Annotated in this window: 11 protein-coding genes; 8 read left to right on the forward strand and 3 right to left on the reverse strand. The window is 67.5% G+C overall.

Features of this window, described 5'->3' with window-relative positions:
• Nucleotides 1-32: 32 nt before the first annotated feature.
• Entirely contained in the window at nt 33-779 is a 747-nt protein-coding gene (locus AC3ZI9_RS02410) for an SDR family oxidoreductase (RefSeq protein ID WP_444554211.1), read from the reverse strand.
• A 141-nt stretch (nt 780-920) separates the two neighbouring features.
• Here AC3ZI9_RS02410 and AC3ZI9_RS02415 point away from each other — a divergent pair, with 141 nt between their 5' ends.
• The 3 genes from AC3ZI9_RS02415 (at nt 921) to AC3ZI9_RS02425 (ending at nt 4,729) form a co-directional block, all read left to right on the forward strand.
• Nucleotides 921-1,259 (forward strand): YnfA family protein, encoded by a 339-nt coding sequence (locus AC3ZI9_RS02415; RefSeq protein WP_443384213.1) that lies wholly within the window; start codon nt 921-923, stop codon nt 1,257-1,259.
• A 279-nt stretch (nt 1,260-1,538) separates the two neighbouring features.
• Complete coding sequence (locus AC3ZI9_RS02420; protein ID WP_444566610.1) at nt 1,539-2,876, forward strand: acyl-CoA dehydrogenase family protein; 1,338 nt, start codon at nt 1,539-1,541, stop codon at nt 2,874-2,876.
• 314 nt (nt 2,877-3,190) lie between these two features.
• On the forward strand, nt 3,191-4,729 hold the full coding sequence (locus AC3ZI9_RS02425; protein WP_444566611.1) for an AMP-binding protein: 1,539 nt from the start codon (nt 3,191-3,193) through the stop codon (nt 4,727-4,729).
• A 39-nt stretch (nt 4,730-4,768) separates the two neighbouring features.
• Here the strand turns inward: AC3ZI9_RS02425 and AC3ZI9_RS02430 are convergent, their stop codons facing one another.
• The gene (locus AC3ZI9_RS02430; RefSeq protein WP_444566612.1) at nt 4,769-6,214 is read right to left on the reverse strand and encodes a dihydrolipoyl dehydrogenase family protein; all 1,446 of its coding nucleotides are present in this window, start codon (nt 6,212-6,214) and stop codon (nt 4,769-4,771) included.
• A gap of 297 nt (nt 6,215-6,511) precedes the next feature.
• Between AC3ZI9_RS02430 and AC3ZI9_RS02435 the strand changes: the two genes are divergently transcribed.
• From AC3ZI9_RS02435 to AC3ZI9_RS02455, 5 genes are all read left to right on the forward strand, one after another.
• Nucleotides 6,512-7,300: a Crp/Fnr family transcriptional regulator gene (locus tag AC3ZI9_RS02435; protein ID WP_444554208.1), complete on the forward strand. Its 789-nt coding sequence runs from the start codon at nt 6,512-6,514 to the stop codon at nt 7,298-7,300.
• Nucleotides 7,301-7,365: 65 nt separating this feature from the next.
• Nucleotides 7,366-8,604: an ABC transporter substrate-binding protein gene (locus AC3ZI9_RS02440; protein WP_443348175.1), complete on the forward strand. Its 1,239-nt coding sequence runs from the start codon at nt 7,366-7,368 to the stop codon at nt 8,602-8,604.
• Nucleotides 8,594-9,424, forward strand: coding sequence for an ABC transporter permease (locus AC3ZI9_RS02445; protein ID WP_444566613.1), 831 nt, complete (start codon nt 8,594-8,596; stop codon nt 9,422-9,424). Before AC3ZI9_RS02440 ends, AC3ZI9_RS02445 begins: the two co-directional genes overlap by 11 nt.
• Nucleotides 9,415-10,272, forward strand: a complete 858-nt coding sequence (locus AC3ZI9_RS02450; RefSeq protein WP_444554205.1) for an ABC transporter permease — start codon at nt 9,415-9,417, stop codon at nt 10,270-10,272. The genes AC3ZI9_RS02445 and AC3ZI9_RS02450 overlap by 10 nt, the downstream gene beginning before the upstream one ends.
• Nucleotides 10,269-11,387: an ABC transporter ATP-binding protein gene (locus AC3ZI9_RS02455; RefSeq protein WP_444554204.1), complete on the forward strand. Its 1,119-nt coding sequence runs from the start codon at nt 10,269-10,271 to the stop codon at nt 11,385-11,387. Before AC3ZI9_RS02450 ends, AC3ZI9_RS02455 begins: the two co-directional genes overlap by 4 nt.
• Nucleotides 11,388-11,409: 22 nt before the next feature.
• Here AC3ZI9_RS02455 and AC3ZI9_RS02460 read toward each other — a convergent pair whose 3' ends face one another.
• The gene (locus AC3ZI9_RS02460; RefSeq protein ID WP_444554203.1) at nt 11,410-12,087 is read right to left on the reverse strand and encodes a haloacid dehalogenase type II; all 678 of its coding nucleotides are present in this window, start codon (nt 12,085-12,087) and stop codon (nt 11,410-11,412) included.
• Nucleotides 12,088-12,115 lie beyond the last annotated feature (28 nt).

Below are 12,115 nucleotides of genomic sequence, written 5' to 3' on the forward strand. Positions count from 1 at the left end.
GAGATGGGGGTAGGGGGTGCCGGTCCCGCACCTCAGCGGGGACCGGGCCGCTCCTGCAGGTACTGCGCGAAGGTCTGGTCCCCGTAGGGTTCTCCGGGGACCAGGTTCGCCCCGGCGTCGAGCCCCTTGAAGATCTGGAGGAAGGGCAGGCGCACCTGGAGCGAGGGGCGTCTGCCCCCGCGGGCCGTGCGCCATTGCCGGTACAGCTCACCGATGCCCAGTCGTTCGGGGCCGCCGATGTCAGCCACCCTGCCTTGGGGGACGCCGGCAGCCCAATGCGCCAGCCGGCCGGCCACCTCGGGCACGGCGATGGTCTGGAACCGTGCGGCCGGGGCCAACACGACCGGTAGGTGGCGTTGGGCGGTGAAGAGCCCGTCGATCAATGAGTGGAACTGGGTGGCCCGTTGCACGGTGAACGGCACCCCGGAGGCCTGCACGACCCTTTCGATCGCGAGCCGCTGGTTGTAGTAGGACAGCGGGATGTCCTCGATGCCGACGATCGAGATGAGCACCAGATGTCCGATGCCGGCCCGCTGGACGGCAGCCACCAGGTTCCGGGCGAGCCTCAGATCCCGGGCACCCCCGGTATGGGCGCAATGCACAACCGTCTCCACCCCGCGCAGGGCCTCGTTGAGACCTGCTCCGGTGAACAGGTCGGCCGGGAGCAGGCCGACCCGCCCGGAACTGGAGGTCCCCACGGCCTCGTGGCCGGCGGCCTCCACCGCGGCAAACGTCGGGGCCCCGAGTTGTCCCCCGGCCCCGGTGATCAGGATCTTCATCGTGCGCCCCTTTCCGGCGGGACCAGTGCGTGCACCAGACCCGCGTTGGATCGTGGAACCAGTCTGCCCCGCCGGGCCGGCGAAGGACAGGTGGGCGCCCACCCAACTCCGGGGAAGGGGGGCGTCGGTCAGACTGGAGGCATGACCATCACGAAATCCATCGTCCTCTTCGCCCTGGCAGCCGTCGCCGAAATCGGTGGCGCCTGGCTGATCTGGCAGGCCGTACGCGAGGACCGGGCCTGGTGGCTCGCCGGCCTCGGGGTCATGGCCCTCGGTGTCTACGGGTTCGTGGCGACCTTGCAGCCCGAGGCGAACTTCGGGCGGATCCTGGCTGCTTATGGCGGAGTGTTCGTCGCCGGTTCCCTGCTCTGGGGGATGGCCTTCGACGGGTTCCGTCCCGATCGGTGGGACCTCGTGGGGGCGGCGATCTGCCTGGTGGGCGTCGCGGTCATCATGTTCGTTCCGCGCACGGGAAACTAGGAGGCCCCCGGGGCCTGGCCGAGGCCGCTCCCGACCGCCGGGAACACCGGTCCCCGGGTGACCTCCCGTGACGGCGGAAGACCGAAGGTGACACCCGAGGGGCGTGGTGGCGGGCCGGTGACCGGGGAGGGGCGCCATGTTTCGTCACGGGAGGTCACCGACCGTCAAGCCTGTCGGGGACCGAGGGACGGACGGATAGCTTCGGTCGGGAGGCCCCGATCGCGGGCTTCCGAATCGTTCCCCCCGGCGCCGCCTGGCGCCCGATCCGCAGGAGGGCCCATGAGCCAGCAGACCGTTAAACCCACCGCCGCAGCGGCAGGACAGCCCACCTTCGCCGAACCGGGGCGCCCCGCGGCGGTCATCCACCCCGTAGCCCGACTCGAAACGACCCTGCCGCAGTACCAACAGCTGGCCGCCCGTTTCCGACCGCTCTTCGCTGGGATCGCCGCGGAATCCTCTGCCCGTGAAAAGGACCACCAGCTCCCGGTGGCGCAGATCCGGGAACTGGCCGCGGCCGGGTTCGGGGCCCTGCGGGTGGCCGTGGAGGACGGCGGCTTCGGAGCCAGCCTGCCGCAACTCTTCGCCCTGTTGACCGAACTGGCGGCCGCCGACTCGAACATCCCCCAGGCCCTGCGCGCCCACTTCGCCTTCGTCGAGGACCGGATCCTGGCCGAGCCCGGTGAAGCCCGTGATCGATGGTTGCGCCGTTTCGTGCGCGGTGAACTGGTCGGCAACGCCTGGACCGAGGTCGGAGCCGTCGAAGTCGGGCAGGTCCAGACCACCGTGGACCCGGCCCCCGAGCTGGGCCCCGGCCTCTTCCGGGTCAACGGGACCAAGTACTACTCGACCGGCAGCATCTTCGCCGACTGGATCGATGTCTACTCCGAACGCACCGACACCGGCCGTCGGGTCATCGCCGCCGTCGATGCCCACCAGGCTGGGGTGCGCCACCACGATGACTGGGATGGTTTCGGCCAGCAGACCACCGGCTCGGGAACCTCGATCTTCGTCGACGCCGTCGTGCGCCAGGAGAGCCTGATCGATTTTGAAACCCGCTTCAAATACCAGACGGCGTTCTACCAGACGGTGTTGCTGGCCGTGCAGGCCGGCAGCATCCGTGCCGCCGAACGGGAGTTCGCCGCCGAGGTCCATCGCCGTACCCGCACCTTCAGCCATGCCGCTGCACCGGTCTGGCGCGAAGACCCGCAGATCCTGCAGATCGTCGGGGAGGTCTCCGCCGCAGGGTTCGCGGGGGAGTCCATCGTCGAACGGGTGGCCGCCTCCCTGCAGGAAGCCCACGATGCCGCAGCGGACCTCAGGGCCGGACGGATCGACACCGATCGCGAGGAAGAGCTGAACGACGGCGCCGAACTGGCCTCCGCACAGGGCCAGGTGGCGCTGACCCCGCTTTCGGTGGACGCCCTTTCGCACGCCTTCGACGCGCTGGCGGCCTCGGCCACCTCCACGGTGAAGAACCTGGACCGGCATTGGCGCAATGCCCGCACCGCGGGGAACCACAACCCGGCGGTCTTCAAGGCCCGCCTGATCGGGGACCTGACCGTGAACGGCACCGCCTTGCCCCGGGTGTGGGCCATCGGCAAGTCGAAGAAGCCATGATCACCACCGGATCATTGATTACGCATCATCTTTACAGCCTAATCAAGTAAGGCTAGGCTAATTCTGCTTGGTTGAAGGTGATGCCCGATGGCCGCAGACTCGTCGCAGTAGTCTGCGGCCATCGGTCTGCCAGGGGGCGCCGGTGGTGCAGGCCACCCTTCGTCCGGCATTCCGCCCCGCCACCCACCATGGGCGCCTCGAGCGATCGTCGTCCACCGGATGGTTCCGGGGGCGGCGTGGAACGGAGTTTCTTGACGTGGGCCTCGGTTTCATTACACACTGATGTGACATATCCCACGAGTCGAGGAGCGGCAATGTTCGCCACCCTGTCAGTTGCCGCCATCGTCGCGGAATCCGCCCAACGCTTCGGCGACCGCCCGGCCATGACGTTGGCGGGGGAAACCGTGAGCTATGCGCAGCTATGGGACCAGACCCGCGCCTACGCCGGTGCGCTGCGTGATCGTGGCATCGGCCCCGGCTCCCGGGTGGCCGTATTGATCCCCAACGTCATCGACTTCGCCCGCACCTACTATGCGGTGCTGGCCCTGGGCGCGACCGTCGTGCCCGTGCACGCCCTCTTGAAGCGCCACGAAATCGAATACATCCTCAACGACGCCGAGGCCTCCCTGCTGGTCTGTGCGGCCCCGCTGCTCGGTGAAGGTGCGAAGGCCGCCGCGGCATCCGACGTCGATGTGGTGACCGTTCTCGCCCCGGAAGGCGAGGGGCCGGACCGCCTCGAAGACCTCGCGGGTCAGGCAACACCCATCGACACCTACCTGCCGATGCGCCCCGACGACAACGCGACGATCCTCTACACCTCGGGCACCACCGGCAAACCCAAGGGGGCATTGGGCTGCCACTTCGCCCTCCTGGAGCAGGTCAATGTGCTGCTGACCAGCACCTTCGACTACCGCGAGGGGGACCGCGTCTTCGGCGGATTGCCGCTGTTTCACACCTTCGGACAGACCGTGGTGCTCAATGCCGGGCTCCGCGCCGGAGCGGAGATCATGCTGCTGCCCAAGTTCACCCCGGCCGCCGCCTTGGATCTGCTGCTGGACAACGACGTGGATATCTTCTGCGGGGTGCCCACCATGTACATGGGACTGCTCCAGGCTCATCGGGACCGCCCGGAGAAGCCGGCCAAACTGCGTTACGCAGTGTCCGGCGGCTCCGCGTTGTCGGTGGCAGCACTGCACAACTTCGAGGAGGCCTTCGGCGCACCGGTCCATGAGGGCTGGGGGCTGACCGAGACCTCACCGGTGGCCGCCTTCAACCACGTGGGCGACGTGCCGGTTCCCGGCAGTGTCGGCAAGGCCATCTGGGGTGTGGATATCGAGGTCGCCCGTCCCGAGGTGGCCGAATCCATCGAATTCCTGCCCCGCGGAGAGCTGGGCGAGTTCGTGGTCCGCGGACACAACCTCTTTTCCGGCTACCTCAACCGCCCCGAGGCCACCGCAGAAGCGGTCGTCGACGGCTGGTTCCGTACCGGAGACCTGGGGACCAAGGACGACGACGGCATCCTGCGGATCATGGACCGCAAGAAGGAAATGATCCTGCGCAACGGCTACAACGTGTATCCACGCGAGGTGGAGGAGTTCCTGATGGAACATCCAGACATCGACAGCGTTGCCGTCTTCGGCGTGGAGGATGCAACCCACGGCCAGGAGGTCGCGGCAGCGGTCTCGTTGGTCCCGGGTAGCAAGCTCACCGCCGACGACATCCGCGCCTACGCCAAGGACGGGGTGGCAGCCTATAAGTACCCGCGGATAGTGCAGATCGTCTCCGAGTTCCCGGTCGGACCCAGCGGCAAGATCCTCAAACGCGAACTCGTCGCCCAATACTCCAAGGAGTAAGGACGCAGCGAACGACCGGTGGGGCAGGGGTACAGCGGGTTACCTGTTCCGTCCGGGGTTTTTGGCTATCCACGCCCGACGAACCCGGGCCAGGAGGCCGGTGGCCAAGCTCATCGGCGGGGCAGCCAACCGGGCCTGGACATCCTCGAGTGCCGCGTCGCGTAGCGCCTCGGAATAGGTCGGATACGGATGGATCGTCCCGGCAACCTCCGAGGCACTCAGTCTGGAGTGCACCGCCAAGGTCAGCTCGGCCAGGGTGTCCCCGGCCCGGGGCCCCACGATGGTCCCTCCGACGAGCTTGCCCCGCCGATCCACGACGACCTGCGTATAACCCTGCGTCTGGCCGGCGGTGATGGCCCGATCGAGTTCGCCATGCCAGCTGGTATGCACCCGGTCACCGGGTTGGGACGCGGCGCCGCGTCCGACGGCTGCGACTTCGGGTGAGGTGAAGGTGACGCGGGGCACGACGGCGGGGATCCTGCGGCGCAGGCCCAGCGCCGCATTGGAGGCAGCGACGCTCCCGTGCAAGCCCGCCACGTGGGTGAAGTCCTCGTAGGCGGTGATATCGCCCGCGGCACGAATGAGCGGGTTCGAGGTGCGCAAGGTGGCATCGGTGAGAACGTGTCCGCGCGTATCCAGCTTCACGCCGATGGTTTCCAGCCCGAGTCCGGAGGTCCGGGGGCTGCGGCCGGTGGCCAGGAGCACCAGGTGGGCGACGACGTCTTCTCCGGTGTCCAAATGCAAAGTGGCATCGTCGGGACCACCGGTGGCTTCGGTGATGGCCGCCTCCTCCAGGATCCGTGTCCCGTCGTCCTGCAGGCTCCGGCGCAGGATATCCGCTGCCTCGAGGTCTTCCTTGGGCAGCAGGCGCGAGCGGACCACCAGGGTCACGGCAGATCCGAGTCGGGCGAAGGCCTGACCGATTTCACAAGCGATGGGTCCGCCTCCCACGACGACCAACCGATCCGGCAGCTCGGTGACATCCCAGATGCTGTCAGAGGTCACTGTCAGGCACGGATCGAGGCCCGGAATCAGCGGAGCGGAAGGCGCGCTGCCGGTGGCCAGTAGGGCCTGCCGAAAGCGGATGGTTCGCCCATCGACGTCGGCCCGGCCGGGACCGCGGAACACCAGTGTTCCCTGCATGACCTCGACGCCCGCGGCCCCCAATGCCTCCGGGGTATCTCCCGGTTCGATCGTGGCGATTGCCGCAGCGATCCGTTCGCGCGCCGTGCCGAATTCCAGGCGCTGCCCGCCCGAGCGGTGGCCCTGCACCGATTCCTCGGCAGAGGAAAGCAAGGTCTTCGAGGGGACACATCCGGTGTACAGGCAGTCTCCTCCGGGACGCGCACGCTCCACGAGGAGCGTTTTGACGCCGAAACCGGCAGCGGTCTTCGCGCCGACGATCCCCGCCGAGCCTCCACCAACCACCAGGAACTCGATGGTTCGATCCTTGGGTGACATATCCAGATTTTCGAAGCGTTCCATGATTGGAATAGTACGGCCGCCGGTGCCTGAACCAGCAGGAATCCGGTAGCGGGCCTGCAGCATGACGTTGTGTAGTCCAGTTCACTGAACACCACGGTCCGCGGCGTCTAGCGTGAGGCAATCGAGGACGCACCAACGACTCCGAGAATGGATGGACCCCATGCGGGCAACAGCGCCAGAACGTCAGGGCAGAGCCTCAGCGCCTTGCGGGCGCCTCCTGCTGACTGACACCGCGGGGCAATCCCCGGACGCTGACATCAACCCCCGCGTTGCCGGGCGTTCGTTCGAGGTGCGACCATGACCGATAACTGCTCGCTCGAAATGACGGCAGCCGTTCCGGGCGATCTGCGCCCGTGGGCACCACGCCAACGAGAGGCCGAACCACTAGTGCCCGAGCTCTACGAACACTTCAGTTGCCTGCGCGAGGTCGATCTCTTCGCCGACCTTTCGGCCGCTGAAATTGCTGCCATGGACCGCATGCTTCCCCCACGGACCTATGATCGGGGCACAGTGCTGTTCAGCCCCGGTGAACCGGCGATGGAGCTCTTCGTGCTCAAATCCGGTCGGGTGAGGATCTTCCGCGTCGCCGAGGACGGCAAGGCGCTGACGATGGCCATCCTGGAACCAGGCGCGGTGTTCGGTGAAATGCTGCTGGTGGGCCAGCGCATGTATGACAACTACGCGGAAGCAATCGAGACCTCGAAGGTCTGCACGCTCAGCGTCGGCCAGGTCGAGGGACAACTGCTGGCTGACCCCCGCATCGCCGTCCGCGTATCACGTTTGCTCGGCGAACAGGTGGCCAGACTGGAGCAACGGCTCACCGATCTGGCACTGCTGCCGCTCTCGGCACAAGTGGCCTCCACGCTGCTCAAACTCGACGACGCCACCGGGCCACCGCGTTTCGGCCAGCACCGGACCATTCGTTTGACACACGAACAACTGGCTGGATTGCTCGGTGCCTCCCGGGAGGCGACCAGCAAGATCATGTCCGAATTCGCCGCCGGCGGGATTCTGCGCCAGGGACGGGGGCGGCTGAGCCTTCTTGACCGACCCCGGCTGGACCGTGCCGCCCGCGGCGTGATGTAGACGCCGGACCGCAAGCCCGCCCACCGTGCCCCATCCGAAAAGGACAGCTGCTCCGAATGAAAGACATGAGCTCCTGGAGCCGCCGAAAGTTTCTGGCCGCCGCCGTTATGACCGGTACCGTCGCCGGGCTCTCGGCCTGCTCTGGCGCCGCTCCCACGGCCCGGACGTTCGACGATTGGGCCCAGGTCAGTGACCAGGCACGTGGCCAGACCGTGAAGTTGTGGATGTACGGCGGTGATCAGCAGGGCAACACCTACATCGACCAGCATCTGGTCCCAGCGGCCGCCGAAGTCGGCGTGAAGCTCGAGCGGGTACCGGTGGCGGACACCAAGGACGCCATGAACCGGGTGCTCAGCGAGGTCCAGGCTGGTACCACTGACGGGGCCGTTGACCTGGTGTGGGTCAATGGCGATAACTTCGGCACCGGCAAACAGGCAGGGGCTTGGGCCTGCGGGTGGACCTCGCTGCTGCCGAACATGGCACTGACGGCGCCCCAGGACCCGCTGCTGACGAACGATTTCGGCACCCCGGTCGAAGACTGCGAGGCACCGTGGAACAAGGCCCAGTTCACGGTGGTCTACAACGCGGCCACCGTCGAGCGCCCGCCGGGATCCATCGCAGAGCTGTTGCAATGGGCGCGAAAGAACCCCGGACGATTCACGTATCCGGCACCTCCCGATTTCACCGGATCGGTCTTCACCCGCCAGGTCCTCAACTCGGTCTCCGGAGGATATGAGAACGTGCCCCTGGCCTTCGACCGCTCCGCCTATGAGGACCTCACTCCCGCGCTCTTCGACGCGATGTCGGAAGTGGCCCCCGCGTTATGGCGCGAGGGACGGACCTACCCCAAAAGCGGGGAGGAACTCAATGCGCTCTTCGCCGACGGACAAGTCGACTTCACCATGACCTACGGCCCCGCAACGCTGACGAAGCTGGTCAAGGACGGTACCTACCCGCCGCAAACCACGGTGTTGGAACTCGACGGCGGCACCCTGGGCAACGCCAGCTTCCTGGCCGTCCCCGCCACCTCGGGGAACCAGGCAGGCGCCATGGTGGTCGCCAATATCGCCCTCTCGGCCGAGCAACAGGCCACCAAGGCGGACCCGCGCATCTGGGGCCAGTTCCCCGTCGTCTCCGCGGAGAGGTTGGACCATCGGCAGCAGCAGCTCTTCGAGGCGCTGCCCACCTCGAGTGTGGTTCCTGCCTACGAGGTCCTCTCCCGCAAGGCCAACCCCGAATTATCTGCCGAGTGGGTCAGCGAACTTGACCAGGGATGGCGCCGGGAGCTGCTCGGTGGGAAATAGAAAGGCGACCCTGCTGGTGCTTCCGGCAACGGTGATCAGCTTCTTCGTCGTGGTCGGCGGTCTACTGGCGGCCCTGATGCAAAGCCTGGGCTTGCTGCCCTTTGCGGGGCCGCCCACGCTGAACTCCAGCGCCTATCTCACGGTGGCCCCCGACCTGCCATCGGCCGTCGCACTGTCCTTCGGCATCGCCGCAGCTTCGACACTGATCGCCGTGATCTTCGGTTTCGTCACGGCCATGTTGGTGATGCGCGGACGTTTCGGCGGGCGCCTGATCGCCATGGTCTCGACCTGGAGCATCCCGTTTCCGCATCTGGTCGGTGCCGCCTCAATGGGGCTGCTGCTCGGGGATGCGGGCTTCCTCGCCCGGATCTTCGGCGCCGACTCCTGGCCCGAACTGGTGGGCGGGCCCGCCTGGATCGCGGTCATCGCGGCCTATAGCTGGAAGGAATCGGCGTTCGTCGCCCTCGTCGTGACCGGTGTCCTCCTGACCCGGGCCACCGCCTACGACGAAACGGCCGCGCTCTTGGGCGCCGGCCGATTGCGGCGCCTGCGCCATGTCCTGGTCCCGCTGAGCCTGCCCGCCCTGGGAGTTTCGGCAACGATCGTCTTCGTCTACGTTTTCGGATCCTATGAAGTGGCTTGGCTGCTGGGCCGGCCCTACCCCGAACCGCTACCGGTCATGGCCCTGCGGCTCTTCAGCTCGGCCTCATTGTCCTCACGTCCCGAAGCGGCGGCACTGGCCGTGGTCACGACCATCGTCGCCCTGGGAGCCGCGGGCCTCGCCGCGCTGGCGCTGCGCCGGGTGCCGCTATGGCAGTGATCCTCCCCGCCCCCGCCGAGTCCCGGAAGGAGGCGACGCGCAACGGCCTATTCGCTTCACGACGGCTCGGGCGTTGGGGAAGGTGGCTGCTGGTGCTGGCCATGACCGTCTGGTTCCTGGCCCCCCTGCTGCCCTTGGCTCTGTGGTTCTTCGCCGAGCGCTGGTCCTTTCCGGGCATCCTGCCCCAGGAATGGGGGACCGGGGCAGTACAGGAGGCCCTGGCGCAGGGGGCGGTGCCCGCCTTTGGGCGTTCCTTGGGCGTGGCGCTGGCGGTCATGGCGGTGGCCACCCCGATGGGCCTGCTGGCGGCGCGGGCCTTCGCGTTCCACCGTCCGCACGGCGCAGGGTTCCTCAGTGCCCTGGTGTTCGCGCCGTTGGCCCTGCCACCCTTTGCCGCCGCCTTCGGGCTGAACGTGCTGTTCCTACGCTTGCATCTTCCGCCGATGTTCGGCATCGTTCTGGTTCTTGCCGTTTATGCCTTGCCCTATACGACGTTCACCCTGCGGGTGGCCTACGGCGCCTATGAGTGCGGCTTCGAGGATGAAGCACGTATGCTCGGCGCCTCCCGGTGGCGCGTGCTGAGCCGGGTGCACCTGCCATTACTGGCTCCCGCCCTCATGCGTGCTGCCTTTCTGGCCTTCCTGGTGGGGTGGAGCGATTATGTGGTCACCTTGCTGGTGGGCGGCGGCACGCTGGTGACCGTCCCCCTGCTGGTGGCCTCGGCCGCTGCCGGAACCGGCAATGATGCGATGCTCTCGGTGCTGTCGGTCACCGCCGTCCTGCCTCCGCTGGTCCTGTTGCTGGGAGCGGCAATCCACACCCGTCGACGTCTGGGAGTCCGCTCATGAGTGCAACACTGGTCATCGAAGACCTGATCACCACCTTTCCCGGTACCGTCCGCCCGGCCTTGGCAGGCATCAGCCTGGAGGTCCGTGCTGGTTCCTGCACAGCGGTCTTGGGCCCCTCGGGGTCGGGTAAGAGCACGTTGCTGCGCTCGGTGGCCGGACTTGAGGTCCCCGATGCCGGCCGGGTCGTGCTCGGGGGCACGGACCTCGCCCCGATCCGGCCCGAACAGCGCGGCATTTCCCTGGTGTCCCAACGCCCGTTGCTCTTTCCCCATTTGAACGTCCTGGACAACGTTGCCTTCGCCGCACGGGTGCGCGGTGTCCCCCGCCGAGAGGCCCGCCGCGACGCCGCGGACTTCCTGGACGTCGTCCAGCTCGGTGACTTGGGAAATCGGCGTGCCACCGAGCTCTCCGGGGGACAACAACAGCGGGTGGCCCTGGCCCGCGCCCTGGCCGCTCGGCCGGGCCTGCTCCTCCTCGATGAGCCCTTCAGCGCTCTGGACCCCGGGCTGCGGACCAGCATGCACGATTTGCTGGCCGAGGTGCGTCGCCAACTTTCCCCGACCCTGCTGCTGGTCACCCACGACCGAGACGAGGCCGTTGCCGTCGCCGAACGCGTTGCCCTGCTCGGGAACGGGTGCCTCTTGCAACATGCCGCCGTCCAGGAGATCTACACCCGTCCGGTATCCCTCGAGGTCAACCGGCTGATGGGTGGCCTCAACGAGGTCCCGGGCACGGTCCGCGGCGGTCGGCATGAATCGGAGCTGGGAAGCTTGGCGTTGCCGGAGGACGCTGCCGGTGCCTCCGGGCCGGGAACCCTGATTTTTCGGCAGGAAAGCATCATGGTCAGTGGCGTCGACGGCCCCGGAATACCGGCGATCGTCAGTGCCGTGAAGCCACAGGGGGCCAGACGGATACTCACCGTGCAGGTCGGCGGACAGCTGCTCCACGCCGAAGCCCCCTGGGCGCTGCCGGTGGCGCAGGGGACGCCGGTGCGGTTGCAGATTCCGCGTTCGGCGCTCTGGGTCCTACCCGAGGAACCGACCGCGACGACCACGGGTTCCACTCCCAACGCAACGGGCGACGCCATCGATCAGCTGGTCACCGACCATGTCTAGGCGCGGCGGACCACCGACGCCCTCAGCGCGATACCAGCGCCCGTGGAAGATCCGTCAGCCGGGTGATGGTCAGCTCCGGGGCAATAAAATGTCCGGGGTAGCTGGTGCCGTCCCGATTGAGCCAGGCGGTGCGCAGGCCGGCCCGCGCCGCGCCATGGACGTCCCAGGGATGCACCGCCACCAGCAGCAGGTCCGCCGGATCCGCGGCACAGGCGGAAGCGGCATAAGCGTATGCTGCCGCAGCGGGCTTCCACGCCGGGGCCTGGGCGACCGAGAGCACAAGGTCGAAATACCCGCGCAGGCCGGCGGCCGAGATCATCGATTCGGCCAGGGTGGCGGCGCCGTTGCTGAGCGTGACCAGGCGATGGCCGGCCTCATGCAGAGCTTTCACCCCGTCGGCGACATCCGCGTGCAACCCGAGACCGGAGAGGGTCTCCATGATGGTCTCCACGGCCACCGCCGTGGGACAGGAGAGATCAAGACGGTCGAACAGTGCGTGCAGGTTTCCGCGTCCCAGGACGGCGAAATCGGCGTTGTCGCCGGCGGCGGCCAGCGCGAAACCATCCCGCAGCAGCCGGGCGAACCACTGATCGGCCAGCGCGGCGGGGGCTCCGAGCTGCTCGAAGCTCCACCCCAGCACCGACATATCGGACAGGGTCTCGTTCACATCGAAAACGATGACGGGCAAACGGTCGTTCATGGTTCCTCCGACTGGGTTCTTGAGGGGA

The organism is Arthrobacter sp. AOP36-F1-5 (assembly GCF_058137995.1).

Bases quoted from the DNA above. Each gene is read 5' to 3' on its own strand.
- AC3ZI9_RS02410 (WP_444554211.1), bottom strand. From the start codon at position 779: ATGAAGATCCTGATCACCGGGGCCGGGGGACAACTCGGGGCCCCGACG.
- AC3ZI9_RS02415 (WP_443384213.1), top strand. From the start codon at position 921: ATGACCATCACGAAATCCATCGTCCTCTTCGCCCTGGCAGCCGTCGCC.
- AC3ZI9_RS02420 (WP_444566610.1), top strand. From the start codon at position 1,539: ATGAGCCAGCAGACCGTTAAACCCACCGCCGCAGCGGCAGGACAGCCC.
- AC3ZI9_RS02425 (WP_444566611.1), top strand. From the start codon at position 3,191: ATGTTCGCCACCCTGTCAGTTGCCGCCATCGTCGCGGAATCCGCCCAA.
- AC3ZI9_RS02430 (WP_444566612.1), bottom strand. From the start codon at position 6,214: ATGGAACGCTTCGAAAATCTGGATATGTCACCCAAGGATCGAACCATC.
- AC3ZI9_RS02435 (WP_444554208.1), top strand. From the start codon at position 6,512: ATGACCGATAACTGCTCGCTCGAAATGACGGCAGCCGTTCCGGGCGAT.
- AC3ZI9_RS02440 (WP_443348175.1), top strand. From the start codon at position 7,366: ATGAGCTCCTGGAGCCGCCGAAAGTTTCTGGCCGCCGCCGTTATGACC.
- AC3ZI9_RS02450 (WP_444554205.1), top strand. From the start codon at position 9,415: ATGGCAGTGATCCTCCCCGCCCCCGCCGAGTCCCGGAAGGAGGCGACG.
- AC3ZI9_RS02455 (WP_444554204.1), top strand. From the start codon at position 10,269: ATGAGTGCAACACTGGTCATCGAAGACCTGATCACCACCTTTCCCGGT.
- AC3ZI9_RS02460 (WP_444554203.1), bottom strand. From the start codon at position 12,087: ATGAACGACCGTTTGCCCGTCATCGTTTTCGATGTGAACGAGACCCTG.